We start from the raw sequence: 25,792 nt of genomic DNA, 5'->3' as shown, positions 1-25,792 counted from the left end.
TTAGGGATTAGAACAAGTCGTTAAGCGTTACACCCACGCCCAGACGTGTCTGGCGATGGTTGTAGTCGATTAGTGATTCACCGTAGCCGCTGAACACCTGCGTATAGAAGCGGACGTGTTCACTGATCGGGTAGCTCCAGGCCATCGTCGCGCCGCCATAACCGCTGTTCCAGTTATAGTTGCCCTCTACGCTGAAGATACTGTCGCCAAGCTTATAGCCGAGCCGGGTGCGGTAGTAACCCATATATTTGGTGATATCGGGGTTGTCGTCATTACTCGCCCCGTCCGGGATGCGATACCAGGGTTTGATCTCCGCCAGGAAGTTCCCGTTCTCCGCCATCAGCCGCGCATAAACGCGGTTCCAGCTGCGCGAGGTGGGATCGCTGCGCCCGTTAGACTCATGATTCAGACCCAGTTCGACATCCCGCAGTGTCCAGCCACCCAGCGAATAATCCGTGGCCCAGCCAAGGAAAATCTGCGGCTCATAATTGGTCTCACGGAAGGGCGAGGATTCACCGCGATTCGACAGCTGCCACCAGGAGCGCTGTGTGTAAGAGGCTGCAAGTACCGAGTTATCACCCAGAATACCGCGCCACAGCGGAAACGCCAGGCTGAGCTGGAATTTCACTTCATCTTTGCGGGCATTTTCTCCCCAGTTATAGGAGGAGATCGCCTCTTTGTTCAGGTCGCTGGTGTAGGTGTAGAGCAGATAATTGTTCTCGTAAGGATAGAGAACAAACGGATTATCATGCTTCTCCAGCAGGTTAGCAATGATGCTGCCCTGAACCTGTGGCGCGTCATGAACCTCTTTGATCTGAGCTTCATCTGCCTGCGCCAGCGCAGGAATTATCAACATTGCCGCCAGCAAGGCGCGATGCTTACGCATAAAATTCTCCGGTGAGCAGCTGCGTATCAGAATAACTGAAAAGGGTGTTGTAAAAAGCAGGCCATTCTACACGCAAATGGCAGTGAGCAAGAGTGCTGATTTCTTAAACTGGAAACCCCCTCGCAGGCGGCATAGAATACACAACTCGTTAATGTTGCGCGCCCCCTGGCCCGATTTTTTCAGGACACATCATCATGTCATCACCCGTGCTGACACCGCAGGACGCTCGCCAGCTGGTTGGCGAAATTTTTGTTTATCACATGCCGTTTAATCAGGCGTTAGGCCTGGAGCTGATGCGTCTCGACGCAGACTACGCTGAAATCAGCTTCAATAATAAAACCATGCTGGTGGGCAACCAGGCGCAACAGATTCTGCACGGTGGTGTTATCGCGTCAGTCCTTGATGTGGCCGCGGGCATGGTCTGCGTCAGCAATGCGTTAACCCGTCAGGAGAGCATCAGCGAAGCGGATCTGCGCCAGCGTTTGTCACGTATGGGCACTATCGATATGCGCGTTGACTATCTGCGTCCCGGACGCGGTGAGCGCTTCACCGCCACCAGCAGCCTGCTGCGGGCCGGTAACAAAGTCGCCGTGGCGCGCGTGGAGCTGCACAATCAACAGGGCGACTATATCGCCACGGCAACCGCCACCTATCTTATCGGCTAACCCCGCCATTGAATGGATCGCATATGGATACGCAACAAACCCGCCAGGGCGTTGGCTTTGCACTGGGCGCCTACTTTATCTGGGGCATTGCGCCCGCCTATTTCAAGCTGGTCAAACAGGTTCCCGCCACAGAAATCATGACGCACCGGGTGATCTGGTCGGCACTCTTTATGCTGTTGCTGATTACCCTGAGCCGCAGCTGGCCCGGCGTTCGCAGCGTATTGCGCCAGCCCAAAAAAGTGCTGTTGCTGGCGATCACGGCGCTGACTATTGGCGGCAACTGGCTGCTGTTTATCTGGGCAGTCAACAACCAGCATATGCTGGAAGCCAGCCTGGGTTACTTTATTAATCCGCTGATCAACGTGGTGTTCGGCATGCTGTTTTTGCGTGAGCGTTTCCGCCGTCTGCAATGGCTGGCGGTGCTGCTGGCAACCGTCGGCGTGCTGGTGCAGCTGTGGCAGTTTGGATCGTTGCCGGTTATCGCACTCGGCCTGGCCCTGAGCTTTGCCGTTTATGGTCTGATGCGCAAAAAAATCCAGGTCGATGCACAGAGCGGCATGCTCATTGAGACCCTGTGGCTGTTTCCGCTGGCAGCCATTTATCTGTTTGGCTTTGCCGACAGCGCCACCAGTCATTTATCGGCGAACCCGCTGAGTCTCAACCTGAAACTGATTGCAGCGGGCATTGTGACAACCATTCCACTGATGCTGTTTGCAGCGGCCTGTAGCCGGCTGCGCCTCTCCACAGTCGGTTTCTTTCAGTATCTCGGCCCGACGCTGATGTTTGTGCTGGCGGTGGTGTTTTACGATGAAACCATCACGCCAGACAAGATGGTAACCTTCGGCTTTATCTGGCTGGCGTTGCTGGTGTTTGTCTGCGATGCGGTGGCATTTTCATTCCGTTCCCGTCCGCGCATAGCGTGAAATAAAGCGCGCTAAAGCCGGGCCGGTCAGCAGGATGGTAAAGAGACGCAACGTCTGCATCGCCATCACAAATGCCATGTTGACCTGGGTTCCCGCAGCAATAATCGCCACCGTATCCAGCCCGCCTGGACTGGTGGCGAGATAGGCCGTCATCAGATCGATATCCAGCATGCGTGTCAGTATCCACGCCAGCCCGCCACACAACAGCATCAGCCCGAAAATTGAGGCCAGCATCTGCGGCAGCGTGCGCAGTGCCAGCAAGAAAATCGGACGGGTAAAACGTAATCCCACGCTCCAGCCAATCAGCGCATAGGCCACGGCCAGCAGCCATTCCGGCACCTGTAACACTGCGATTTCACTGCTGTTCAGTACCGCACCCGCCAGCGCGGGCAGCAGTAATGCGCCAGAAGGAATGCGCAGTCGAGTACCCAGCCACGCGCCCGCCAGCACCACCACCAGCGTCATTGCAAAGCCATAACTCAGCGCGGGAAACCAGAGTAGCGAAACGCTGTGCGCTTCATCGCCCAGCCCGATGCGCGCGACCAGCGCGGCCGCCGAGGCGACAAACAGCACCCGCAAATACTGCATGAACGCCACCAGCCGCACATCAGCACCAAAGTCCCCCGCCATTGCTACCATTGCCGAAGCACCACCCGGTGACGAGCCCCATGCGCCGGTCGGGCCAGGCAGATGACTGAAACGCACCAGCAGAAAACCCGACAGGCCGCTGGCCGCCAGCGTCAACAGCAGCACCGCCAGCACGATCGGCCACTCCTGAATCAGCGGTGTCAGAATGGAAGGAGACAGGCTCTGCGCAATCATGCAACCCAGTACCGCCTGGGCAAGCAGGAAGAATCGTTTATCAATCCGCAGTGTGGCACCTGACAGCCCCATCACCACACCCACAATCATCGGTCCCAGTAGCAGCGCGGCGGGTACATGAAAGTAGTGCAGCACCGCGCCCAGTAGTACCGAGATTAGCAGCAGCAGCGTCCACTGCGTGCGTAACGAAAAAGCGTCCATAAGAAGTTAATTATTTGTAAAAACAGGAGGGTCAGAGTACGCAGAAATGGCGACGGGAGCCAGCAGAACGGGCCATCTCAGATGGCCCGTGGCTTTTTTAAAGCCAGTTTTTACGCTTAAAGTAGAGATAAGGTGCCAGGCCGGCCAGAATCATCAGACCGATAGCCGCAGGATAACCAAAGCTCCACTTCAGTTCCGGCATAAATTCGAAGTTCATCCCGTAGCTGGATGCCACCAGCGTGGGTGGCAGAAACACCACGGAGACTACTGAGAAGATCTTGATGATGCGGTTCTGCTCGATGTTGATAAAGCCCATTGCGGCCTGCATCAGGAAGTTGACCTTCTGGAACAGCGATTCGTTGTGCGGCAGCAGCGACTCGATATCGCGCAGGATTTCCCGCGCCTGCTCCAGCTGATTACCCGGCAGACGCGCTTTACGCACCAGGAAATTCAGGGCGCGCTGTGTATCCATCAGACAGAGACGCACTTTCCAGCCGATATCTTCCAGTTCTGCTAAGCGTGACAGCGCCTGATCGTACTCTTCGCCCTGCTGACCTTCCATGATCACCCGGCTGAGTTTCTCCAGCGCGCTATAGATGTTCTCGATTTCGTCTGCCAGCTGTTCGATTTTGGTTTCAAACAGGTCGAGCAGCAGCTCAAAGGCGTTGCCATCGATCAGGGTCTGATTACGGGCACGCATACGATAGAGGCGGAAAGCGGGCAGTTCACGTTCGCGCAGCGTGTAGAGGCGGCCTTCACGAATGGTGAATGCCACGGTGGAGTTACCGGCGTGATCGTCAGCATCTTCATAGAAGAAGAAGGAGTGGATATGCAGACCATCTTCATCTTCGAAGAAGCGTGCCGAGGCCTCGATATCTTCCAGCTCTGGCCGTGTTGCCAGGCTCTGGCCCAGCTCCGTTTGCACCCGGTCACGTTCGCCCTCTTCCGGCTCGATCAGATCGACCCAGACAGAGTTGGTCAGTTTGTCGGTTTCGTCTTCCAGCTCCAGTCGCGTCAGGCGGCTTTGATCGAGTTTAAATGCGCTCAGCATAGCAATACTCCCCATTGCAGACTAAATGGGACAAAGCGGTCCGCCGTTCCTTTAAAGGAACAGGCAGCCTGAACACGGAAACAGAGTTTCAAAGATAAATCAGTGCTGACTCGCGCGACGGAATCAAAAAGGGGGGTCGCTGATAACCGCTAAGGCTACCCGCGTAAAGAGGTAGCCTTAGATGTTATGCCTGATATCCAGGTCATTGAGCCAGCATCGACTGGGCGTGTCCAAGGCATTGTCCTCTCATGATAATAGTGGGCGCATGTTACGCTGAGACGAAAAAGCCGTCAACCGCGCGCTAAAGCGTTTCCAGCTTCGCGTAAGCCGCTACCAGCCACTTGATTCCCTGCCCCTGAAACGCCACCTGCAAACGGCTGTGCTCACCGCTGCCTTCCAGATTAATGATGGTGCCTTCGCCAAATTTTGCGTGATGAACACGCTGGCCCAGCGCGAATCCGCTGTCATTTTTGGTCACCGGGGCACCCATCCGCTGATGGTTGACCGGACGGCTGACGCTGGCGCGCAGACGCACTTCTTCGATGCACGTTTCGGGCAGCTCACCGATAAAACGGGAAGGCCGGTGATACACTTCCTTACCATAGAGTCGGCGGGTTTCAGCGTAGGTCAGCGTCAGCTTGCGCATCGCGCGGGTCACACCGACATACGCCAGACGACGCTCCTCCTCCAGCCGCCCGCCTTCATCCAGCGACATCTGGCTTGGGAACATCCCCTCTTCCATACCGACGATAAAGACCTGACTGAATTCCAGCCCTTTGGCCGAGTGCAGCGTCATCAGCTGAACCGCATCCTGCCATTTGTCTGCCTGACCTTCGCCCGCTTCAAGGGCGGCATGGGATAAGAAGGCCTGAAGCGGCATCAGATCTTCATCTTCGTCCTGATAGCTGAACTGACGGGTTGCCGTCACCAGCTCCTCAAGGTTTTCGATACGCGCCTGGCCCTTCTCGCCTTTTTCCTGCTCATACATCAGCCACAGGCCGGAGTCTTTGATAACCCGGTCGGTCTGAACATGCAGCGGTAATTCGGCGGTTTCGGTAGCCAGTGAATCGACCAGCTCACAGAAGCGTTGCAGTGCAGACGCGGCGCGGCCCGCCAGTGCGCGACTTTGCAGCAGTTCGCGCGTCGCCTGCCACAGCGTCATCTGACGTTCACGCGCCGTCTGACGCACCACGTCGAGCGTGCGATCGCCCACGCCGCGCGTCGGCGTATTCACCACGCGTTCAAAGGCGGCATCGTCATTGCGGTTTGCCATCAGACGCAGATAAGAGAGCGCATCTTTAATCTCCTGGCGTTCAAAGAAGCGCATGCCGCCATAAATACGGTACGGCATACTGCTCTGCAGCAGCGCCTCTTCCAGCACGCGCGACTGGGCGTTGCTGCGATAGAGAATGGCGCAGTCGTTGAGTGCACCACCGTTCTCCATCCAGACCTTGATGCGGTTCACCACAAAGCGCGCTTCATCCAGCTCATTAAAGGCGCAGTAGATAGAGATCGGTTCGCCATCGCTGCCTTCGGTCCAGAGCTCTTTACCCAGACGGCCATTGTTATTGGCGATCAGGGCGTTAGCCGCTTTGAGGATGTTATTGGTTGAGCGGTAGTTCTGCTCCAGACGGATCGTTTCTGCACCAGGGAAATCCTGCAGGAAGCGCTGAATGTTTTCGACCTGTGCGCCGCGCCAGCCGTAGATCGACTGGTCATCATCGCCCACGATGATCACCCGGCCGCTGTCGCCCGCCAGCATCCGAATCCAGGCGTACTGAATGTTGTTAGTATCCTGAAACTCATCCACCAGCACGTTGGTAAAGCGTTCGCGGTAGTGATTGAGGATGTGCGGCTTGTTGAGCCAGAGTTCATGGGCGCGCAGCAGCAGCTCGGCGAAGTCGACTAAACCCGCACGGTCACAGGCTTCCTGATAGGCCTGATAAATGCGTAGCCAGGTCTGCTCAATCGGATTGCCGTAGCTTTCAATGTGCTTTGGCCGCAGGCCTTCATCTTTTTTGCCGTTGATGTACCACATGCCCTGGCGCGCAGGCCACTGCTTGTCATCAAGGTTCATTGATTTGATGAGGCGCTTGAGCAGACGCAGCTGGTCTTCGCTGTCGAGGATCTGAAAATCCTGCGGCAGACCGGCGTCAAGATGGTGGGCACGCAGTAAGCGGTGCGCCAGGCCGTGGAAGGTGCCGATCCACATCCCGCCCTGGCTGGTGCCGATCAGATGTTCGATACGGTGACGCATCTCTGCTGCCGCTTTGTTGGTAAAGGTCACCGCCATAATCGAATAGGGTGAGCAGTTCTCTACTGACATCAGCCACGCAATGCGATGCACCAGCACCCGCGTTTTACCACTGCCCGCGCCTGCCAGTACCAGCAGGTTACTGCGCGGAGCCGCAACGGCCGCGCGCTGATTGTCATTCAAACCGTCGAGCAGTTCAGAAACGTCCATAAGCACCGTTTACCAGAGAAAAACGCCGTCGCCGCGCTGTTTACTGCGCCTGCCGTAAGGCAGTGTCGCGGCCAGTCAGGCAGCGCCACGGACGCCGGATAACGCACAGCGGCCTGGCAGAAAAAAGGGAGACGACTGGATAAATTTACAGCCATTATAGCAGTGAGGTGAGTGATGCCAACCGCGAAATTTCGACATGCGGCAACAGCCGCGCGTCCGGGATATGCATCAGGTTGCCCTGCCGCAGGTTAATCCAGCAGGCCTGCATGCCGCAACGCAGTGAGCCGGCGACATCGGTAGTCAGGTCGTCTCCCACATGCAGAATGTGTTGTGGCGCGATATCAAGGCGTTGCGCGGCAAGCTGATACATATCCTGCCACGGCTTGGCGCGCCCGTCAGGTCCGGCCCGCAGCGTAAAGCGAAAGTATTCAGCGATACCCATTTTTTCCGGGCTGGCGTTGCCGTTAGTGACCGCCACCAGCGGGATTTTTTCCGCCAGCGCCTTCAGCGTCTGATGCGTCTCATCCGGCATCTCGACCTGACTCCGCCACTGATGGAACACCGCCATGACCTCTGCCGCGCCCGCGGTCGCTTCCGCAGCAGAGAGGCCGATATTCAGCATCGCCAGCTCTACCGAACGGCGTCGCCACTCCGAAACGTCATGATAGATCTCAGGCTCGCGCTGCAGCAGTTCATCGCGCAGCTGCTGATAATCCTGCGGCGTGAAGTCACGCAGCGCCGGATGAAAAGCTTGCAATGCGGCGTGAGACTCCTGCGTGGTGCGACGGATCACCGGGTAGTTATCGTAGAGCGTGTCATCAAGATCGAAGGTCATGGCTTTAATGGCCGACAGCGGACGATAAAACTTCATTCGTTCTTTCCTCGTTTGGCGCGGGGATGCGCAGCGTCATACACCGAAGCCAGATGCTGGAAGTCGAGATGGGTGTAGATCTGGGTCGTCGAGAGGTTTGCATGACCCAGTAACTCCTGCACGGCACGCAGGTCGCCGCTGGACTCCAGCAGATGCGTAGCAAAAGAGTGTCGCAGCTTATGCGGATGGATATGACTCGCCACGCCCTGTCTGATGCCCCATTCGGCAAAGCGCTTCTGCACGTTACGGGGCGAGATGCGGTTGCCGCGTGTCGACAGAAACAGCGCATCATCCTGACCGCCAAAGGTTTCACGTAGTGGCAGCCAGTGCTGGATCCAGGTGACCGCCGTGCGGCCAATCGGCACCCGGCGCTCTTTGCTGCCCTTACCCACGACCCACACTTCGCCGGAATCGAGGTCGACGTGGCGGCAATCCATATTCACCAGCTCGGAGAGACGCAGCCCGCCACCATACATCACTTCCAGCATTGCGCGGTCGCGCACCGCCAGCGGATCGTTAAGGTCGATCTCCAGCAGCTGATTCACTTCATCCACATCGATATTCTTAGGCAGATGGCGCGCTTTACGCGGCGTCATCACCCCTTTGGCCGGATTAGCAGAGAGCAACCCCTGGCTCACCTGCCAGTCGAGAAAACTGCGCAGTGCGGAGAGACGCAGCGCGAGGCTGCTGGCAGAGAGTCCGGCGCGACGGCTGCGCGCCGCCATGCTGCGCACCTGCGCGGGTTCCAGCAGTGCCCAGCTGCCAAGCTTCATCTCATCAGCAATTGCCACCAGCGCGGCCAGCTGGCGCGCATAGCTGCTCTGGGTTAACGGACTCAGCTGGCGCTCCACTTTCAGGTAGCGCAGAAATCCATCGACGGCCTCCAGCAGCGCGCTGCTCATGCGCGCTCTACCCAGCGGGAAAGCAGGCCAGGCATCATCTGTGAAAGATGCTGTAACAGCAGCGTTCCCATGCCCGACTGATAGTGCTGGCTGTCACGGCTGCTGAACACCAGCACGCCGAGATCGCCCGCTTCGCCCATCAGCGACATCGCAACCGAGCCAATTGCTTTGGCCTGCGGCAGCAGCAGCAGCAGTTCAGGCCCATTGATATTACCGAGATAGTGATGCTGGTTGCCGAAGCGCTGAATACGCAGCGGCTCAAACGCCTGACGCGACAGGCTCAGCTGAAAGAAATCGGAGGGGGCACCCAGCAGCCATTTGTCACTGAACAGCCGCACATTGGCACCCGCCAGGCCCAGCTCACGCGCCCAGCGATGCAGACGGTTGAGCATATCCTGCAGCGAATCAGCCGCGGCCAGATGACTTTCCAGCGACAGCAGACGGTCAAACAGCTCATGGTTAGCGCTGGCCTGCTCCATCAGCAGTGTGATCTCTTCTTCCAGCCGCTGGATATGGTTGCGTTGCCGCGCCATATGCCACTCGACCAGTGACACGCTGCCACGCACCGGATGCGGTACCGCCATCTGTTCAACTTCGCGGGCATTGCGGATGAAGAAATCGGGATTCTGCCGCAGATAATCACTGACGGCCTGATCGTCCAGCAGAACCGAACTGTCAGCCTGCTCTTCGATATTTTTCATAGATGAATAAACCCATCGTAGACGTGTGTCGCAGGCCCGGTCATATAGAGCGGCTGACCGGCACCTTTCCAGGAGATATGCAGCGTCCCGCCAGGCAGATCGACACGCACTTTCGGTGCCAGAATGCCCTGCTGAATGCCGCAGGCAACGGCAGCGCAGGCACCACTGCCGCACGCCTGCGTTTCACCCGCTCCGCGTTCGTAGACGCGCAGCCGGATATGTTCCGGATTAATAATCTCCATAAAACCGACATTGACGCGATCCGGGAAGCGCTCGTGGCTCTCCAGAATCGGGCCAAGCAGTTCAACCTGCGCGGTTTTAACGCTTTCCACCTGAATGACGCAGTGGGGATTCCCCATCGAGACTGCACCCAGCATCACCGTCTGTTCGGCCACGCGCAGCAGATAGAGATTCTCGGCTTTATTGGCGCGGAACGGCACCTGCTGAGGCTCAAAGTTGGGTTCACCCATGTTCACGCGCACGTGATCGTCAGGCGTCACGGTCAACACCATGCGGCCATTCTGGGTACTGACCCGGATGTCGCTTTTATTGGTCAGCCCTTTGAGCTGAACAAAGCGGGCAAAACAGCGCGCACCGTTGCCGCACTGGGCCACTTCACTGCCGTCAGCGTTGAAAATGCGATAGTGAAAATCGAGATCGGGATCGTAAGGCGGTTCAACAATCAGCAGCTGATCAAAACCGATCCCCAGATGACGATCGGCCAGCCGGCGGATCAATTCCGGCGAGAAGAAGACGTTTTGTGTCACCGCATCCACAACCATAAAATCGTTGCCGAGACCGTGCATTTTGGAGAACTGCATTTTTTGCTCCGCCGGATAAGCCATCAGATTAGTTCGCTTTTACGCCTGAATTACCGGTCACCAGCCCACCGACATCGGCTTTAGAGGCATCCGCTTTCTGGCGTTCGGTTGGGGCTTGTTGTTTCTTCGGCTGATCCTTCGGCGGGAAGTAGAGCGGTCCTTTCAGACCACAACCTGCAAGGCTGATTACTGCCAGTGTCATGGCCAACAGGCTTATTACTTTCTTCATTCTTTATGCTCTTAATGTCCTTTACCTGGATGCTTATCATCGCAGTTGAAGGTGGAAAAGCAACAGGAAATCCCCGTAAATAGCGTGAACCGGGTGACAGGCCAGGAAGATAGCGGCCACCTGCAGAGCGCAGGCAGCCCGTCAGCATCAATGCACCTGATAGCGCGGTTGATAGTCGCTGTTGTCGTTGTCAGGCTGCGTCGTACAGAGCTGCGTCAGCGTCTGATTCCGGAATGGAATCACCTGGAATCGATCACCGGTGTTCACAATCTGGTAGAACTGCGGCAGGTTGAAGTTGATAAAGCTCGACCCATAAGTGAAGCGATCGTGCGATGAGGAGTAGAAACGACTGACGTCACGCACCAGCTCCTCTTTGCTGCCTTCACAGTGATGATAGACCTCAACCCGATTGGTCTCATCAAGGATATAAATGTTGAAGCCGCGCTCATCCGTGGTGTTTTCAAAGAAGAACTGAATGATGCCTTCGCTGGCATAGCCGTTCACTACCGGTGGCAGCGGCGTCTGATTCGTTTCGACTTTGATCGACAACCCATGCAGCTTGTTGTTGGAGATCGCGCCATAAAATTCCACGGCGTTTTCCAGCTTCTGCACCGAGACACTCATGCGTTCAAAGAACAGTCCCCAGGTCTCGCCTGCCATGCGCAGCGCTTTGAAGCGGCCCGGCTCCTGACGTGTGCTGGAGAGGCGCAGCTCAATGCATTCAGAGACCAGTTGCTGCACGCGCGTGCGAATCAGACCGCGCAGATGCTGGCTGTAGCAGAACACTTCTACCGTATCCGGCGGTGCGGCATCCTGATGCATCTTGCCGAGAATGGTTTTCAGCCCTTCGATCATCGCCTGTTCGCCGCTGAAGTGCAGCGTACGCACTTCATTCCAGGAGTTGCGATAGAGCAGATCGATGCTGCCAATCAGGCACTGCTGCTGCTGACCAAAGCTAAAGACATCCAGCTTGCGGAAGTCGAAGTGCACCACCTGATTGCGGAAGGCCGCCGTTGGATCGTGCTCAAGGTTCACAATAATCGCAAGGTGCCGGATTTCGCACGGGCTGTAGAGCGCTTTTGGCGTCGGCGAAGGCAGACGCAGTGGGAAGTGGCTGGAAACATCGTTAACCAGCTCCTGCAGGCGCGCCAGGTCGCAAATCTCATTGCCTTTAATATGCAGCCGGGTTTTACGGGTCAGCAGACCATTGAACCACGCCCACGCCACCAGCTTGTTCAGGTAGCGGTTATATTCCAGCGGCTGATGGCTGATGATCGAATCCATGTCCGGTGCCTGGTTATAGAGATACCAGCCGGAACGGTTGGCACGGCCAGGCGGCACATGAATAAAGGTCAGATTCGGTTCAGAGAGATCGGGCGAAATCTGTGGATTCACCAGCGTCACTTTGCCCGGCAGCGCTTCAAACGCGGCATACAGTTTACGGGTCAACACACCGATATCCTGCGGACTGGCGCTGACGCTTAAGTTGTTGCGACGGGCAAAGCGGATCAGGTTGCGATAACTCTGCATCATCGCATCCAGTAATTCGTTATGGGCTTCGCGCACCCGCTCAATTTTCCACCCGGCACGGTTGTCCAGAATGGCGATCTTCTCTTCGTTCCAGCCCCACTCTTTAACCAGCTGCGATAAAATCTCGCGACGCCAGCCGGTGCGATGCTGATGATCGTCGGTGCTGAGCTTTTCACATACTTTGAGGTAGAAGCAGCGACGCACCAGATCAAGGCGCGGCTGATCGTCCACGCTGGTCAGATAGTGCGTGACGCGCTCAAGCATCATGCAATAAGGATCGAGGCCGAAGCAGATGATTTCGCCGTCGTGCAGGCGTTGTTTGATATCCATCGCCAGCAGTTGTGTGTTCGGGTATTCCCAGCTGTAGGCTTCCAGCAGCAGCGTTTTCAGTACGGCTTTATAAGGTGAGTCGATACTTTTATAGAGCTGCCACAGGCTGGCACCGAAATACTCTTCTGCAGACAGCGTGCCGAGGCCACCCAGATCGAGCCACTCATTAGGGGTCAGTACACCTTTGGCGTAGAGCGACATCACGTAGTCGTCGTAGTGATGCTCTTCTTCGCCTGGCACCATATTCCACAGGAGGCGTTTACCTGCCATACGAACCGCGGTACGGTAAAACTCATCCAGCAGTAAAATGTGCTGGGTTGAACCGCAGTCTTCACCGCCCAGGCTGCCGCTTTCGTTGTGGCGGAAGCGGTTCTCGTCAATCAGGAAGAAACTGACTTCCACGCCCATCGAGACGCACCATTTTTGCAACAGCGTGCATTTGCGCTGCAGATTCAGGCGCTCTTCATTATCGAGCCAGGATTGATGGCAGACCCAGATATCGAGATCCGAGATGCTGTTCTGGCCGACAGAAGAGGTACTGCCCATAGAGTAGATCGCCGTGATCGGCATTTCGCCTTTCGGCGCATCGGCATGGCGCAGATCGCTGTCGCCAGTGAGGTCTGCCAGCAGCTGGCGTTGATTTTCATCAGGCGTGAAGAAGCTGATGCCATGTGGAACGCTACCTTCAAGGTAACCCGGCATCTGAGGATGTTGATAATGTAATAAGGTTGGCAGCAGACTGTAGACGCGCTGAAAAGCGGGCCCCATGGCAGCCAGCGCACGATCAACGCGCAGCTGGTTAATTGCATCCAGTCTCTGTTTCAGTGTCTCAATGTAGAGGTACAAGACGTTTCGCCTGATTGTCCCAGTGTTTAAGCACCCTGTTTCCACGCTCTGCCGCTTATTAAAGTAAAAAAGTGGGCAGATAATTGCTGGAAACGTGATCAATCTATCACTCGACAGATTGACCGTAAAGAAAGTTGCGCTACTTAACAGTTTAGCACGTTCTTACCAGCTTCCCGCCTTTTCGGCACTGGTTGCCACGCTATGGCTTGATAAACCGGGCCTGAAACCGCGCACAGGCCGTTTTCAATCCGTTGAAACTGACAGTATTCACCCAGAGATGATAGGATATTCAGTGAACGATAAAAATGGTTAACAGCATGTTAGACAAAATTTTCAGAATTGCTACAAGACAAAGCCCGCTCGCATTATGGCAGGCACATTATGTACAGCAACGACTCATGAGTGCCCATCCGGGACTGCGCGTTGAGCTGGTGCCTATGGTCACCAAAGGTGACATTATCCTTGATACGCCGCTGGCAAAAGTCGGTGGCAAAGGGCTGTTTGTCAAAGAGCTTGAGCTGGCAATGCAGGATGGCCGTGCCGATATGGCAGTGCACTCTATGAAAGATGTGCCGGTCAGTTTCCCTGAAGGTCTGGGCCTGGTAACCATCTGCGAGCGCGACGATCCGCGTGATGCGTTCGTTTCTCATCATTATGACTCCATTGATGCGCTGCCACAGGGTGCCGTTGTCGGCACCTCCAGCCTGCGTCGCCAGTGCCAGATTAGCGCGCGTCGACCGGATCTGGTGATCCGCTCGCTGCGTGGCAATGTCGGCACCCGCCTCGGCAAACTTGATGCCGGCGAATATGACGCGATTATTCTTGCCGTCGCCGGGCTGAAGCGTCTGGGGCTGGAAGATCGCATTCGCCAGGCGCTGCCTGCTGACGTTTCCCTGCCCGCCGTGGGTCAGGGCGCGGTCGGCATTGAATGCCGTCTGGACGACACCACCTTAATCAGCCTGTTACAGGCGCTGAATCACGATGACACCGAAATCTGTGTCAGAGCAGAACGCGCTATGAATACCCGCTTAGAGGGTGGCTGTCAGGTGCCCATCGGCAGCTTCGCGGTGCTGGAAGGCGATGAGCTCTGGCTGCGCGGCATGGTCGGTGCGCCCGATGGCCGGGTTATGGTCCGAGGCGAACGCCGCGGCCCCCGCGCGCAGGCTGAAGAGATGGGCATCTCACTGGCCGATGAACTGCTGAACGGCGGCGCGCGTGAAATCCTGAAAGAGGTCTATCAGGGGCAGCCGCCGGCATGACCATCCTGGTGACGCGCCCGGAACCCGCAGCGGCAGAGCTGGTGTCACGCCTGCATGCCCTTGGCAAACAGGCGTGGAGCCTGCCGCTGATTGAATTTGCACCGGGCGCTGACCTCGATTCCCTGCCTCACAGGCTCGCCGGACTTCGTGCCGGCGATCTCGTCTTTATTCTTTCTCAGCAGGTTATTCACTACGCACAGCACGCGATCAAAGCATGGCCTACTGAGCTGGACTATTATGCAATTGGTCGCAGCACCGCGCTGGCGTTTCACACCGTCAGCGGACAGCAGGTGACCTGGCCTCATGCGCATGAAACCAGTGAGGAATTGATCCAGATAAACACGCTTCAGCAGGTTGCCGGTAAACGTGCGCTGATCCTGCGTGGCGATCCCGGACGCGAACTGCTGGCGGAGACATTAACCCGTCGAGGTGCTGAGGTAACGTTCGCTGCCTGCTATCAGCGCTGCCAGAAGCATTATGACGGGCCGGTTGAAGGCCGCCGCTGGCGCGATCGCGGCGTCTCTGTGCTGGTAGTGACCAGCGGTGAAATGTTACAACAGCTTTTTTCGCTGTTCCCCGCGGTTGATCGCGAGGAATGGCTGCTCAACTGCCGACTGATCGTCGTCAGTGAACGTTTGGCTACCCTGGCCGCAGGATTGGGTTGGCAGGATATTCAGGTAGCCGATGGTGCCGATAACGATGCGCTGCTGCGCGCGTTACGCTGAACTTTAACAATGGGATGTGCCACATATGACGGAACAAAAAGACTCCTCCGCCATGGTTGAAGAAACCACCCCAGCGGTCGACCGCTCTCCTTCCAGCAACAGCACACCTCCGCGTCATGCGAAAAAGGGTGGCATGGTGTTGGGTGCAGTGGCGATTGTCATCGCGCTGGCGATGGGTGCGGGTTTATACCTTAACGGGAAACATCAGGCTGATTTACAGGCACAAACCAATCAGAAGCTGAGCGACCAGTTAAGCGCGTTGCAGCAGCAGGCCAGCAGCGATAAACAGCAGCTGACACAGCAACTGAGTGGTACTGAAACTGCCCTGCAAACGGCACAGCAACAGCAGACTGCGTCAGCAAAAGAGCTGGAAACGCTGCGTGAAAAAGTGGCTGTGATTTCTGGCAACGACGTGCGTAGCTGGCTGCTGGCACAGGCGGACTATCTGGTGAAACTGGCTGGCCGCAAACTCTGGAGCGATCAGGACGTCACCACCGCCGCGGCACTACTGAAAAGCGCCGATGCCAGCCTGGCTGACATGAACGATCCCAGCGTGATGAATGTGCGTCGTGCGCTGACACAGGATATCAGTACCCTCTCTTCCGTTACGCAGGTCGACTACGACGGCGTGATCCTCAAGCTGAATCAGCTGTCGAACAATGTTGATAATCTGCGTCTGGCCGACAACGACAGCGATGATGCACCGATGGACAGTGACGGCGGCGAACTCTCAGGTTCGGTACGTGAATGGCGTCAGAATCTGGTGAAAAGCTGGCATAACTTCATGGATGACTTTATTACCATCCGCCGCCGCGATAACACCGCACAACCGCTGCTGGCTCCGAATCAGGATGTTTACCTGCGTGAGAATATCCGCTCGCGTCTGCTGATTGCTGCGCAGGCCGTACCGCGTCATCAGGATGAGATTTATAAACAATCAATCGATACTGTGTCTGCCTGGGTTCGCGCCTGGTATGACACCAATGATGCCGCCACCAAAGCCTTCCTTGCCCAGTTGGATGAGCTGAGCCAGCAGAACATCAATATGGATCTGCCGGATAACCTGGAAAGTCAGCCATTGCTGGAACAGCTGATGCAGACCCGCGTGCGGAATCTGTTGGCGCAACCGTCTGCCGCTGCTAATCAGCAGGGAGGCTAAGCATGCTTAAGGTATTTATCCTCTTTATCCTGCTGATTGCGGGCGTGGTGCTGGGACCGATGATTGCCGGTCATCAGGGCTACGTGCTGATTCAGACCGATAACTGGAATATCGAAACCAGCGTCACCGGCCTGGTGATTATCCTGATCATCAGCCTGCTGGTGATTCTGGCGGTGGAATGGCTGCTGCGTCGTGTGCTGCACACCGGGGCGCGTACCCGCGGCTGGTTTACCGGACGCAAACGCCGTCGCGCGCAGCGTCATACCCAGTCTGCGCTGATGAAGCTGGCGGAAGGCGATCACCGTCAGGTGGAGAAACTGCTGTCTAAAGATGCCGATCACGCCGATGTGCCGGTAGCCAACTATCTGCTGGCCGCCGAAGCCGCCCAGCAGCGTGGCGATGAAATTCGTGCCAATCAGCATCTTGAACGTGCTGCTGAGCTGTCCGAAAGCAACACCATCCCGGTAGAAATCGCCCGCGCTCGTATTCAGCTGGCCCGTAACGAAGATCATGCGGCGCGTCACAGCATTGACCGTCTGCTGGAAGTGGCACCGCGACACACTGAAGTGCTGCGCCTGGCCGAACAGGCGTACGTCCGTACGGGTGCGTGGAGTGCATTGCTGGATATTCTGCCTGCTATGCAGAAGGCGCAGGTCGGTGACGAGCTGCATCGTGATGCGTTACAGCAGCAGGCCTGGCTGGGTCTGATGAATCAGGCAATGGCCGATCAGGGTAGCGATGGGCTAAAACGCTGGTGGGGCACACTGAGCCGCAAAACCCGTCAGGATACGACCCTGCAGGTGGCAATGGCGGATCATCTGATTGAATGCAACGATCACGACACCGCACAGTCGATCGTGCTGGAAGGCCTCAAGCGTCATTATGACGATCGTCTGGTGCTGCTGATGCCGCGCATCAAAAGCGGCAATCCGGAAGCGCTGGAGAAGGCATTACGCCAGCAGATCAAACAGCATGGCGCAACGCCATTGCTGCACAGTACGCTGGGACAGTTGCTGATGCGTCATGGCGAATGGCAGCAGGCAGCAGACGCGCTGCAGCAGGCGCTGGCACAACGTCCGGATGCGTTTGATTATGCGTGGCTGGCAGATGTCTATGATCGTCTGCATCGTCCGGAAGAGGCCGCGAAAATGCGTCGTGAAGGATTGTTGCTGACGCTGAAGAATAATCCCAACGCCTGATGCAGTGGTCAGACAGGATAAAGCCGGGCTCGCCCGGCTTTTTTGTGCCTGCAATCTGCCAGCCGCATTGCACAGGCAAAAAAAAACACCCGCCAGTGGCAGGTGCAAGATCAGGTCGGTAAGACAACCGGGAGGTACCTGACTCAACGTGGTGTCTGTTAACCCTGTAAGGCTTACGCGATACAGGCAGGCAGACAACAGGTACCTAAAATTGGCTCTGCATCATTCCCAGGTTTATGTAGCATCAGCAGACATAAGAGGTGGAATGAGCATCTACAGCAGAAGTATTGCACAAGCCGTGCCAGGTTGAGCTTTATTTTTAAAGCATTTATAAATCAATAAGTTAAACAGCTTGCTAAGTCTGTCCTTAGCCAGGTACTGCAGGAAGTGTCGTTATCAGGCGACAGCTGACCTTTTCTCTGTCTCTGAATGGAGACAACAAGGTCAATCTCTCTTTTAACGTAATAATAACAATGGCTTATTTGTCTGCGATTCCCGACGCTGCTCAGGCTGTTAGCCAAATCAAAGCAGAGTAACTTTGGTTGCAACAAATAAGCTCAACCGCACGCCCGCTCACACTGCTATGCGGGCTTCAGGGAGCATACGCCTTTCGCTTCGCGTATGGCAGACGCATCAGATACTTACAAGGAAGCTTCGGGCTAATGACAGATCTAAACCCGGATGCATCTAACCACAGCGCATAAGCTCAACGCGCAGGGAACACGGTCAGAAGAGGAAAGCGTCCCGCGACAGGGACAAAAACGCCGGGAGCGTTTTTGAACAACGCAACGCGTTGGCCCGTTTACGGGCGCACCTCATGGATGAGGTGCGTAATCGCGTGGGCCGAGCGGCCATGGATGGCTTAAGCGACTTTCCGATCTGACCGTGTTCCCTTCGCAGGCTCGAACTCACAGCAACATTGTTACACCGCACCCAACCCGGCCCATATCTCCCGCAGACATTCAAATCCACTTTTCCACAGACGAAAAAAAAACCTGTCTTTTCAGACAGGTTTCTAAAATGGTCGGCGAGAGAGGATTACACTGCTCTGCGAGCAGCGCCCTGCGGGCCGTTGCTGACGCAACGTTGTCTCGCTACGCTCGGCTCAAACCTCCTCTGTTGGTTCTCATCCTCTTTTTTACAGACGAAAAAAAACCTGTCTTTTCAGACAGGTTTCTAAAAATGGTCGGCGAGAGAGGATTCGAACCTCCGACCCACTGGTCCCAAACCAGTTGCGCTACCAAGCTGCGCTACTCGCCGATTTTTTTAACTGTTTTGCCTGGTGCGAAGAGAGGGACTTGAACCCTCACGTCCGTTAGGACACTAACACCTGAAGCTAGCGCGTCTACCAATTCCGCCACCTTCGCGTTTCCCAGCAAAATCTGGGGTGGCTAATGGGACTCGAACCCACGACAACTGGAATCACAATCCAGGGCTCTACCAACTGAGCTATAGCCACCACTATTCTTAATGTTACAGGTTTAAAACCTGCAGCATGTAAATCTCTACTGCCAACCGCGGTAAATCAACCACCGAAGCTCATGCGCACAAACGATATGGCGCGCCCGACAGGATTCGAACCTGAGACCTCTGCCTCCGGAGGGCAGCGCTCTATCCAGCTGAGCTACGGGCGCGTAGCGCCGTTGCGGATGTGCATACTAGAGATAAGCGCCCATCGTGTCTAGTGCTTTTTAAATAAAAAGACGCGTTTGATTACGCTTTGTGCATTTCGTCGACAAATAGTACATTTCCACTCTCGCAATGCCTGAAAATGCGGCATTTATCAGCAATATCAGAGATCGCCGCGCCAGTGATAGCGCAAATATTTAAGCAGTTTTAATTGCCTGCGCAGGCGGCTCGGCTGCCGAATCAGACGATAGAGCCACTCCAGCCCCAGCCGCTGCCAGATTTTGGGCGCGCGCTTCACATGACCGGTGAAAACATCGTAGGTTCCGCCAACACCCATATAGAGGGCATCAGGCCAGTACGCACGGCACGCCAGCATCAGCAGTTCCTGACGCGGCGAGCCCAGCGCCACGGTCACCAGCTTCGCCCCGCTGGCCGCAATCCGGGCAAACAGCGCATCCTGGTCGGCTGGCGCAAAATAGCCATCCTGCGCCCCGACAATATTCACGTTCCACTGACGACGTAACTTATTACAGGTTTCATCCAGCACCTGCTGGCGACCGCCGATAAGAAACACCGGCGTCCCTTGCCGCCCGGCGCGTTCCATCAGCGCTTCCCATAAATCTGCCCCCGCAATGCGCTGCACCGACGCCTGCGGATACTTTTTACGAATCGAACGCACAATGCTGATGCCATCGGCATACGCATATTCCGCCTGCGCTAACAGCGTGCGCAATCCCTCATCCCGCTCAGCGGTCAGGATCTTCTCCGCATTGATCGCCACTAAAATACCGCTGCGAACGCTCTGCGGCGGCATCAGAAAATTTACCGCCGACGACATGTTTTCGAAGCCATACAAATCAACGCCGCGAATACGGTACTGCGGCGTCTCAGTTAAGGTTGTCATATCTTCCGTCAATCCCAGAGGTTAATCAGAGCGGGCTGTGCAACACCCGCCTGCTGCGGTCGCGAATTAAACCTGCGCGATCCAGTAACCAGAAAAGTAATTTAGCCATGCCCAGGCAGGCAGCAAAAATGAGGCAGAAAAATACCACGCGAGAGCCGAACGCATCGAGACCTTCGCGGGCCAGCACAATCATGTTAAACACCGCGCCAAAACAGAAGCTTTGCAGGATGGCACCGGTGTACCGGTTGGTCTCAAGGCAGCCACGCTGGTAGATCGCATCAAAGGCTTTAATAATCATCCCTACCGCGACAGCACCAACTGGAATGGCCCAGACGCCGCCCATCACTACCAGGGAGCCGATCAGCGTGGGGGAAATCGCCAGGCCCGAATGGTTGTTCAGTACTTCCCACGTGAAGTAGTTGGCGCTGTTTAATACCGCCAGCGGCCGATCCGGCCAGAGCCAGGTCGGAATAAACACGTAGAAATCACGCCACAGAGGTGCCAGCCCCTGAAACTCAATTTTGTCATAGTTATCCAGCAGCCGGGCCAGATTCTCCCACGGCGAGAAGGTATCACGCGTCAGATAGAGGAAGGTATAGAACGCTTCATCGCCCATCACGTCGAGGTTATAGCGGCGCAGCGCCAGCCAGAACATCCCCCCAATCGCCATCACACCCGCCGTTGCCAGCATCCATAGGGTGATCCAGCCACGGGTAATCCCGATAAACAGGAACAGGGCAAACGCAATAATGATATTGGCGCGGGTTCCGCCCACCAGTGCATACGTCAGTAAACCAAAGGCCACCGTCACGACCAAAAACAGCAGCCAGTTGCGCCGGGTCGGCCGTAAAAAGTAGGGGATCAGCATCGCCGGAATAAAGAAATAGAAGAAGCGTTTAAGCGCCACGCCCGATACTTCGCTGGAGAAAATCTGGTTATACGCGGTCAGGCGGAACAGCAGAAAACCGTTGTGAACGAAGAACACCGTCACGGTACCCAGCGCGACCAGCGCCAGGATCACACAGGTCAGATGGGTTTCAACCCGATTCATCTGCAGCCAGGGCTTAGCCGGAGGCACACTGGCCGGTTTCAGCCGCACTTTATAGCTGACGTAATAAATGGCGTAAAACGCCGTGGCCGACAGCAGCGCCTCCAGCAGATTCTCAACCGGCATCACGTCCACGTTAAAGCGAAACACCAGCACCGAGGTCAGCGGGAAGCCGAAGTAAAAGGTCAGCAGGAATAGCAGCGTAAAGAACAGATGGAAGTTAAAACGGACGCGCTTAAACTCCCGCCATGTCAGCGTCAGAATAAAAACCAGCGACAGCAGATAGACTACCAGCAGGCCGCCAAACTGCATAAGACTCATGACAACTCCCCTTCGCTGCGCTGTAACGCTGCCCGCCAGCCTGTCAGATAACCTGGCGCAAAAAAGGCGATAGCCTGCTTATCACAGCGCATCAGCTGTCGGCGTGCCTCGGCGATCACTGCAGGCGACAGCGTATCTTCGCTGAACAGTACCGGAAGCTGCTGCTCTGCCACATCACGCCAGAATGGATTTTTGCGGGTCAGAACAAACGGCACGTTGGCCTGGATCAGCAGGCAAAGTGTCCCCACACCCTGCTGACGCTCAAACATAAAATAGCCAACATGACAGCGCGCCAGCAGGGCTAAGTAATCATCAAATGCCAGCTTTTCACGCAGCAGATGCACCTGCCCGTTCGGAAATAGTTTCTCTGCTACGGCCTGAATCTGGCTGATATACGCCTCATTGTCCGGCGGATAACCTAATGGGACGTCGATGCGCACCTGCTCGCCAAACTGTGCGTGAATCGCCTTTAAGCCTTCAATATGTCGGTTACTCGGATCGCCCGAATTGCCCAGCAGCAGCGTAAACGGCTGCGCGGGAGCCGACTCAACGGCAGCATCTGGCATCCGGGTCGGGAAATAGAGCAGTGAACCGGGAACGCGGCGATGACGCTGCTGATAGTGATGCAGGTCACCACGGGTCGCAAAAACCTGTGCAACACGCCCCTGCGCTATTCGTCGAACCAGATAGAACAGGCGGAACTTCAGACTGCGCGAATCTTCATAGAGATCGGCACCCCAGACATGCCAGAACAGCTGGGAACGGCGCAGCTTACCGCTGAGTAATGCCAGCCAGATCCATGGGTTAAACTGACCATGACAGAAAAAACGCTGCTGACGATTTCTTGCCCGCTGCAGCAGCGCCTCTGCCAGCGCTTTCTTGCTGGCGAAGCACTCGATCTGTAACGCACTAAATAAAGACAGGCTCTCTGGCTGTTGCGTCACGACCATAAAATGGCGTGGTGAAGCCGCAGGCTGCTCAACGCTGAGAACGTCGTTGAAAAAGCGCAGCACCGTAAGATTGTGGTGGGGAATGTCCGACCCCAGAACGTGAATTAAAGTCATTTTTTCCGGCAGTAAACAATAAAAGCGCCACAACATAGGGCAAAGTAAGCCATATAGGTAAACATATAGGCCTGCGCCGCACCCGTCGCGCCATGTAACGGGATCAGCCAGCGTGAGAACAGGGTCAGTAACAGAAACTGGCTGATCTCCGTCAGAACATAAAAGCGCAGCGAGGCTTTGGCGATAACCAGATATCCGAAAACATAGGCACCGACTTTAAAAACATCGCCGCACAGCTGCCAGACAAAGAGATCGCGCATTCCGCGAAAAGCCTCAGAGAACAGCAGGCTGATGGCAAAGTCACGCAGTACCCAGACGGCAAAACTGGCAACCGCCACGGCAGGCAAGACAAAGCGCAGTGCGCGGCCAATCTCCCGCGCGATGTCACGCTTGTTATCGAGCCGCGCCAGCGTCGGCAACAGCCAGACGCTGAAGGTGGCGGTAATAAACTGCAGATAGGCATCGGAAATGCTGGTCACGCCCTGCCACAAGCCGACCTGCGCCCAGCTCTGCTGCTCTGCCAGCAGGTTACGCATCAATACCCAGGCAACCGGCAGGGTCACCGCCGTGATCAGCGCCATCAGGGTATATTTCGCCAGATTACGCGCCAGCTCAGGATGCCATTGCGGACGCAGCCAGCTCAGCGGCAGCGGCGCGCGGCGTTTCAGCATCACCAGTGCCGGCAGCAGCAGCAGGGCCGGCACCAGCGCCAGGCCGGTCAGTGCGCCCTGATAGCCACCCAGCCACCAGCAGACCAGATAGCCAATAACCCCAATCAGGCTGCCAGCGATCAGCGCCAGCGCATTGCCGCGCGCGTCGCGATACCCCTTCAGCAGCGCCAGGGTAAAGTTGGCCCAGGCGATGCCGAGCTGAAGGAAAGCGACCACGCGGATGACGCCCTGATAGCGGTCATGACCAAACAGCGCGGTGCTGATGGGTGCCGCCGCCAGCAGAAACAGCAGCGCCAGCGCACCGGAAAAGCCCAGCACCATGGCCGATGCCGTGCCCACCAGCGCCCGCAATTGTCCGGGCTGCTGCTGATACTGCGCCACATAGGTGGTGACACCGTTGAAGATGCCCGCCCCGGCCAGTACACCCAGCACGGTAATCAGCTGACGAAAGTTCCCCGCCTGCCCCACACCTTCAGGACCGAAGCTGACCGCCAGCAGTTTCACCACCAGCAGACCAGACACAATTTTTACCAGCGTGGACGACGCGGTCCACACTGAGGCTCTGGCTAATGACATCAGGAAAAGAAGCTCAGCAGCGAGCTGATAACCGTGCTCTGATTATTATCCGACAGGTTATAAAACAGCGGCAGGCGCAGCAGGCGTTCGCTTTCCGCCGTGGTAAAGCGATCTTCCCCGACAAACTGCGAGAAACGCTCACCCGCGGGCGAACTGTGCAGCGGAATATAGTGGAACACCGTCAGTATCTCGGCTTCTTTCATCCAGTTAATCAGCGCCTGACGGTCATCCTGATCGCGCAGCTTGATGTAGAACATGTGCGCATTGTGTTCGCAGCTGGCGGGGATCACCGGCAGACTGATGCGGCCCTGGGCGGCCAGTGGCTGAAGCGCCTCATAGTAACGCTGCCAGATGCGTAACCGCTGCTGGTTAATGCGCTCAGCGGCTTCCAGCTGTGCCCAGAGGTAGGCCGCCTGCAGATCGGCCATCAGGAAGCTCGACCCCATATCGCGCCAGGTGTATTTATCGACCTGACCGCGGAAGAACTGGCTGCGGTTCGTGCCCTTTTCCCGCACGATTTCGGCGCGCTCGACCAGGCTCGCGTCGTTGATCAGCGTCGCGCCACCTTCGCCACCGGCGGTGTAATTCTTGGTTTCGTGGAAACTAAAGCAGCCAATATGACCGATGGTACCCAGCGCACGGCCTTTATAGCGAGACATCACGCCCTGCGCCGCATCTTCAATCACAAACAGCTTATGCTTAGCCGCCAGCGCCATGATGGTGTCCATTTCACAGGCCACGCCTGCGTAGTGCACCGGCACAATGGCGCGGGTTTTTTCTGTGATGGCGGCTTCGATGAGGGTCTCATCAATATTCATGGTGTCCGGGCGCACATCGACAAACACGATGCGCGCACCACGCAGCACAAAGGCGTTGGCGGTTGAGACAAAGGTATAGCTCGGCATGATCACCTCATCGCCGGGCTGCAGATCGATTAACAGCGCCGCCATCTCCAGCGAAGCGGTGCAGGAGGGGGTCAGCAGCACTTTTTTGCTGCCAAAACGCTGTTCCATCCACTGCTGACAGCGACGGGTGAAGCCGCCATCGCCGCACAGCTTGCCGCTGTTCATCGCCGACTGCATATACTCAATTTCTGTGCCCACAACGGGCGGCGCATTAAATGGAATCATGACCTTTCCTGTAAAACCAGTAGGCGGTGCTGTCGAGTCGGGCACCGCTGCGTAAATAGAGGCGCATCGCCGTGAGATTACTGAGCTGAGTCGCCACCCGAAGCTGCGCGAGCTGCCTGACCCGCGCCCAGTCAGCCGCCGCCAGCAGCAGTCGCTGACCCAGCCCCTGACCCTGCGCGTCAGGCATTACGCCCAGCAGGCCAATGCGGGCATCGCCATCCACCGCGCGCAGCGAAACAAATCCCTGTAGCTGACCTGTGTCGTCACTGGCCACCAGGCATTGATCATCAAACGTTCCGCGCACCGCGTTCTCAATCCATTGTGCATAAAAACGGCCACTGGCGTCCGGTGCATACCAGGGCGCGCGAAAACGACTCTGGCTGAAGAGCTGAGAGGCCGCATCGCGCAGTAGCGGAATCTGAGCTTCGCGCGCAATACGAATCCCCGCCTGCCGTTCCGTCTCGTTAACCGCCAGTGCCAGGTCCGCTTCGCCTTCTGCCAGCTGGAACTGATGCTGCTGTAGCGTATCAATCAGCGCCGTCTCGCTGGCAGCCACTTTCATCTGCATCAGCGCACAGGGATGACGCAGCGCTTGCTCCAGCGGAATGTCACCCTCCGGCTCCAGCCGCACGGTCTCAACACCGAAGAATGCACTTTCCCAGCTAAGGGGATTAATACTGACGTGGACGGGCATGTAATAAATCCAGCAGGTATTGGCCGTAGCCGGTTTTTGTCAGCGCTCCACCGGCAGCCCGCAGCTGGTCATCACTCAGCCAGCCGTTACGCCAGGCGGCCACACAGATAAGCCGTTTAAAGGATAAAGCGCACCAGAGCTGAGCCGATAAACCCGGCACCGCCCGTGATC

General features: G+C 56.5%; 23 protein-coding genes, 4 tRNA genes, 1 other RNA gene and 1 pseudogene. 6 read left to right on the top strand and 23 right to left on the bottom strand.

The genetic code is table 11. The annotated features are described in order from the left end of the window. Positions 1–7 precede the first annotated feature (7 nt). Positions 8–886 carry a phospholipase A gene (pldA, locus tag F3I20_RS15910; protein ID WP_046100957.1) on the bottom strand — a complete coding sequence of 293 codons (879 nt, stop codon included), beginning with the start codon at positions 884–886 and terminating at the stop codon, positions 8–10. 194 nt (positions 887–1,080) lie between these two features. Here pldA and F3I20_RS15905 point away from each other — a divergent pair, with 194 nt between their 5' ends. Beyond that, positions 1,081–1,551 (top strand): thioesterase family protein, encoded by a 471-nt coding sequence (locus tag F3I20_RS15905; protein WP_013359695.1) that lies wholly within the window; start codon positions 1,081–1,083, stop codon positions 1,549–1,551. A 23-nt stretch (positions 1,552–1,574) separates the two neighbouring features. Further along, positions 1,575–2,474: an EamA family transporter RarD gene (rarD, locus tag F3I20_RS15900; protein ID WP_150013239.1), complete on the top strand. Its 900-nt coding sequence runs from the start codon at positions 1,575–1,577 to the stop codon at positions 2,472–2,474. Here the strand turns inward: rarD and F3I20_RS15895 are convergent. The 10 genes from F3I20_RS15895 to F3I20_RS15855 form a co-directional block, all read right to left on the bottom strand. Continuing rightward, positions 2,445–3,497, bottom strand: coding sequence for an AbrB family transcriptional regulator (locus F3I20_RS15895; RefSeq protein WP_150013241.1), 1,053 nt, complete (start codon positions 3,495–3,497; stop codon positions 2,445–2,447). The two genes, rarD and F3I20_RS15895, sit on opposite strands and share 30 nt — an antisense overlap. Positions 3,498–3,594: 97 nt before the next feature. After that, the gene (gene corA, locus F3I20_RS15890; RefSeq protein ID WP_150013243.1) at positions 3,595–4,548 is read right to left on the bottom strand and encodes a magnesium/cobalt transporter CorA; all 954 of its coding nucleotides are present in this window, start codon (positions 4,546–4,548) and stop codon (positions 3,595–3,597) included. Between the two features lie 177 nt (positions 4,549–4,725). Continuing rightward, a complete protein-coding gene (gene ysgD, locus F3I20_RS24440; RefSeq protein ID WP_352230973.1) occupies positions 4,726–4,782 on the bottom strand; it encodes a YsgD/CorL family protein in 57 nt (18 codons plus the stop codon). Between the two features lie 67 nt (positions 4,783–4,849). Then, positions 4,850–7,012, bottom strand: a complete 2,163-nt coding sequence (gene uvrD / locus F3I20_RS15885) for a DNA helicase II (protein WP_150013245.1) — start codon at positions 7,010–7,012, stop codon at positions 4,850–4,852. A 154-nt stretch (positions 7,013–7,166) separates the two neighbouring features. Further along, positions 7,167–7,883, bottom strand: a complete 717-nt coding sequence (yigB, locus tag F3I20_RS15880; protein ID WP_150037934.1) for a 5-amino-6-(5-phospho-D-ribitylamino)uracil phosphatase YigB — start codon at positions 7,881–7,883, stop codon at positions 7,167–7,169. Beyond that, positions 7,880–8,785 carry a tyrosine recombinase XerC gene (gene xerC, locus F3I20_RS15875; RefSeq protein ID WP_150013249.1) on the bottom strand — a complete coding sequence of 302 codons (906 nt, stop codon included), beginning with the start codon at positions 8,783–8,785 and terminating at the stop codon, positions 7,880–7,882. The genes yigB and xerC overlap by 4 nt, the downstream gene beginning before the upstream one ends. After that, complete coding sequence (locus tag F3I20_RS15870; protein ID WP_150013251.1) at positions 8,782–9,486, bottom strand: DUF484 domain-containing protein; 705 nt, start codon at positions 9,484–9,486, stop codon at positions 8,782–8,784. Before F3I20_RS15870 ends, xerC begins: the two co-directional genes overlap by 4 nt. Next, positions 9,483–10,307 (bottom strand): diaminopimelate epimerase, encoded by an 825-nt coding sequence (gene dapF / locus F3I20_RS15865; protein WP_033734938.1) that lies wholly within the window; start codon positions 10,305–10,307, stop codon positions 9,483–9,485. The genes F3I20_RS15870 and dapF overlap by 4 nt, the downstream gene beginning before the upstream one ends. Positions 10,308–10,335: 28 nt before the next feature. Then, on the bottom strand, positions 10,336–10,536 hold the full coding sequence (lptM, locus tag F3I20_RS15860) for an LPS translocon maturation chaperone LptM (RefSeq protein ID WP_150013253.1): 201 nt from the start codon (positions 10,534–10,536) through the stop codon (positions 10,336–10,338). 147 nt (positions 10,537–10,683) lie between these two features. After that, positions 10,684–13,242 (bottom strand): class I adenylate cyclase, encoded by a 2,559-nt coding sequence (locus tag F3I20_RS15855; protein ID WP_150013255.1) that lies wholly within the window; start codon positions 13,240–13,242, stop codon positions 10,684–10,686. A 317-nt stretch (positions 13,243–13,559) separates the two neighbouring features. Here F3I20_RS15855 and hemC point away from each other — a divergent pair, with 317 nt between their 5' ends. Genes hemC through hemY form a run of 4 tightly spaced genes read left to right on the top strand, consistent with a single transcriptional unit; the run spans position 13,560 to position 17,584 of the window. Next, positions 13,560–14,501, top strand: coding sequence for a hydroxymethylbilane synthase (hemC, locus tag F3I20_RS15850; RefSeq protein ID WP_150013257.1), 942 nt, complete (start codon positions 13,560–13,562; stop codon positions 14,499–14,501). Continuing rightward, positions 14,498–15,226, top strand: a complete 729-nt coding sequence (gene hemD, locus F3I20_RS15845) for a uroporphyrinogen-III synthase (protein ID WP_150013259.1) — start codon at positions 14,498–14,500, stop codon at positions 15,224–15,226. Before hemC ends, hemD begins: the two co-directional genes overlap by 4 nt. Positions 15,227–15,251: 25 nt before the next feature. Further along, positions 15,252–16,385, top strand: a complete 1,134-nt coding sequence (hemX, locus tag F3I20_RS15840; protein WP_150013261.1) for a uroporphyrinogen-III C-methyltransferase — start codon at positions 15,252–15,254, stop codon at positions 16,383–16,385. Positions 16,386–16,387: 2 nt separating this feature from the next. Beyond that, the gene (gene hemY, locus F3I20_RS15835; RefSeq protein ID WP_150037933.1) at positions 16,388–17,584 is read left to right on the top strand and encodes a protoheme IX biogenesis protein HemY; all 1,197 of its coding nucleotides are present in this window, start codon (positions 16,388–16,390) and stop codon (positions 17,582–17,584) included. Between the two features lie 1,021 nt (positions 17,585–18,605). On the opposite strand, the gene F3I20_RS15825 is transcribed toward hemY, so the two are convergent. From F3I20_RS15825 to F3I20_RS15770, 12 genes and pseudogenes are all read right to left on the bottom strand, one after another. Continuing rightward, a non-coding RNA gene (locus tag F3I20_RS15825) (RtT sRNA) lies at positions 18,606–18,735 on the bottom strand. 32 nt (positions 18,736–18,767) lie between these two features. Next, positions 18,768–18,844 (bottom strand) — tRNA-Pro (locus F3I20_RS15820). Positions 18,845–18,864: 20 nt separating this feature from the next. Next, positions 18,865–18,951: transfer RNA gene (locus tag F3I20_RS15815), tRNA-Leu, on the bottom strand. Positions 18,952–18,967: 16 nt separating this feature from the next. Beyond that, a tRNA-His gene (locus tag F3I20_RS15810) sits at positions 18,968–19,043 on the bottom strand. Between the two features lie 98 nt (positions 19,044–19,141). Then, a tRNA-Arg gene (locus tag F3I20_RS15805) sits at positions 19,142–19,218 on the bottom strand. Positions 19,219–19,376: 158 nt separating this feature from the next. Further along, positions 19,377–20,117, bottom strand: a complete 741-nt coding sequence (gene wecG / locus F3I20_RS15800; protein ID WP_150013265.1) for a lipopolysaccharide N-acetylmannosaminouronosyltransferase — start codon at positions 20,115–20,117, stop codon at positions 19,377–19,379. A 25-nt stretch (positions 20,118–20,142) separates the two neighbouring features. Further along, a complete protein-coding gene (gene wzyE / locus F3I20_RS15795) occupies positions 20,143–21,486 on the bottom strand; it encodes an ECA oligosaccharide polymerase (protein WP_150013267.1) in 1,344 nt (447 codons plus the stop codon). Beyond that, positions 21,483–22,550: a TDP-N-acetylfucosamine:lipid II N-acetylfucosaminyltransferase gene (gene wecF / locus F3I20_RS15790; RefSeq protein ID WP_150037932.1), complete on the bottom strand. Its 1,068-nt coding sequence runs from the start codon at positions 22,548–22,550 to the stop codon at positions 21,483–21,485. The genes wzyE and wecF overlap by 4 nt, the downstream gene beginning before the upstream one ends. Further along, complete coding sequence (gene wzxE / locus F3I20_RS15785) at positions 22,547–23,797, bottom strand: lipid III flippase WzxE (protein ID WP_150037931.1); 1,251 nt, start codon at positions 23,795–23,797, stop codon at positions 22,547–22,549. The genes wecF and wzxE overlap by 4 nt, the downstream gene beginning before the upstream one ends. Then, positions 23,797–24,927 (bottom strand): dTDP-4-amino-4,6-dideoxygalactose transaminase, encoded by a 1,131-nt coding sequence (rffA, locus tag F3I20_RS15780; protein WP_150037930.1) that lies wholly within the window; start codon positions 24,925–24,927, stop codon positions 23,797–23,799. Before rffA ends, wzxE begins: the two co-directional genes overlap by 1 nt. Next, positions 24,914–25,621, bottom strand: coding sequence for a dTDP-4-amino-4,6-dideoxy-D-galactose acyltransferase (gene rffC, locus F3I20_RS15775; RefSeq protein ID WP_150037929.1), 708 nt, complete (start codon positions 25,619–25,621; stop codon positions 24,914–24,916). The genes rffA and rffC overlap by 14 nt, the downstream gene beginning before the upstream one ends. Further along, positions 25,599–25,718, bottom strand: a pseudogene (locus tag F3I20_RS15770) (glucose-1-phosphate thymidylyltransferase 2 RmlA2); the annotation flags it as partial. The gene rffC and the pseudogene F3I20_RS15770, both read right to left, overlap by 23 nt. Positions 25,719–25,792: the final 74 nt, after the last annotated feature.

Origin of the sequence: Candidatus Pantoea gossypiicola (assembly GCF_008632075.1) — a bacterium.
GTDB lineage: Bacteria > Pseudomonadota > Gammaproteobacteria > Enterobacterales > Enterobacteriaceae > Pantoea > Pantoea gossypiicola.
This window is presented reverse-complemented; position numbering and strand designations above follow the sequence as displayed.

Excerpts from the sequence above, each read along its gene's own strand:
- pldA (WP_046100957.1), bottom strand. The coding sequence starts at position 886 with ATGCGTAAGCATCGCGCCTTGCTGGCGGCAATGTTGATAATTCCTGCG.
- F3I20_RS15905 (WP_013359695.1), top strand. The coding sequence starts at position 1,081 with ATGTCATCACCCGTGCTGACACCGCAGGACGCTCGCCAGCTGGTTGGC.
- rarD (WP_150013239.1), top strand. The coding sequence starts at position 1,575 with ATGGATACGCAACAAACCCGCCAGGGCGTTGGCTTTGCACTGGGCGCC.
- F3I20_RS15895 (WP_150013241.1), bottom strand. The coding sequence starts at position 3,497 with ATGGACGCTTTTTCGTTACGCACGCAGTGGACGCTGCTGCTGCTAATC.
- corA (WP_150013243.1), bottom strand. The coding sequence starts at position 4,548 with ATGCTGAGCGCATTTAAACTCGATCAAAGCCGCCTGACGCGACTGGAG.
- uvrD (WP_150013245.1), bottom strand. The coding sequence starts at position 7,012 with ATGGACGTTTCTGAACTGCTCGACGGTTTGAATGACAATCAGCGCGCG.
- yigB (WP_150037934.1), bottom strand. The coding sequence starts at position 7,883 with ATGAAGTTTTATCGTCCGCTGTCGGCCATTAAAGCCATGACCTTCGAT.
- xerC (WP_150013249.1), bottom strand. The coding sequence starts at position 8,785 with ATGAGCAGCGCGCTGCTGGAGGCCGTCGATGGATTTCTGCGCTACCTG.
- F3I20_RS15870 (WP_150013251.1), bottom strand. The coding sequence starts at position 9,486 with ATGAAAAATATCGAAGAGCAGGCTGACAGTTCGGTTCTGCTGGACGAT.
- dapF (WP_033734938.1), bottom strand. The coding sequence starts at position 10,307 with ATGCAGTTCTCCAAAATGCACGGTCTCGGCAACGATTTTATGGTTGTG.
- lptM (WP_150013253.1), bottom strand. The coding sequence starts at position 10,536 with ATGAAGAAAGTAATAAGCCTGTTGGCCATGACACTGGCAGTAATCAGC.
- hemC (WP_150013257.1), top strand. The coding sequence starts at position 13,560 with ATGTTAGACAAAATTTTCAGAATTGCTACAAGACAAAGCCCGCTCGCA.
- hemD (WP_150013259.1), top strand. The coding sequence starts at position 14,498 with ATGACCATCCTGGTGACGCGCCCGGAACCCGCAGCGGCAGAGCTGGTG.
- hemX (WP_150013261.1), top strand. The coding sequence starts at position 15,252 with ATGACGGAACAAAAAGACTCCTCCGCCATGGTTGAAGAAACCACCCCA.
- hemY (WP_150037933.1), top strand. The coding sequence starts at position 16,388 with ATGCTTAAGGTATTTATCCTCTTTATCCTGCTGATTGCGGGCGTGGTG.
- wecG (WP_150013265.1), bottom strand. The coding sequence starts at position 20,117 with ATGACAACCTTAACTGAGACGCCGCAGTACCGTATTCGCGGCGTTGAT.
- wzyE (WP_150013267.1), bottom strand. The coding sequence starts at position 21,486 with ATGAGTCTTATGCAGTTTGGCGGCCTGCTGGTAGTCTATCTGCTGTCG.
- wecF (WP_150037932.1), bottom strand. The coding sequence starts at position 22,550 with ATGACTTTAATTCACGTTCTGGGGTCGGACATTCCCCACCACAATCTT.
- wzxE (WP_150037931.1), bottom strand. The coding sequence starts at position 23,797 with ATGTCATTAGCCAGAGCCTCAGTGTGGACCGCGTCGTCCACGCTGGTA.
- rffA (WP_150037930.1), bottom strand. The coding sequence starts at position 24,927 with ATGATTCCATTTAATGCGCCGCCCGTTGTGGGCACAGAAATTGAGTAT.
- rffC (WP_150037929.1), bottom strand. The coding sequence starts at position 25,621 with ATGCCCGTCCACGTCAGTATTAATCCCCTTAGCTGGGAAAGTGCATTC.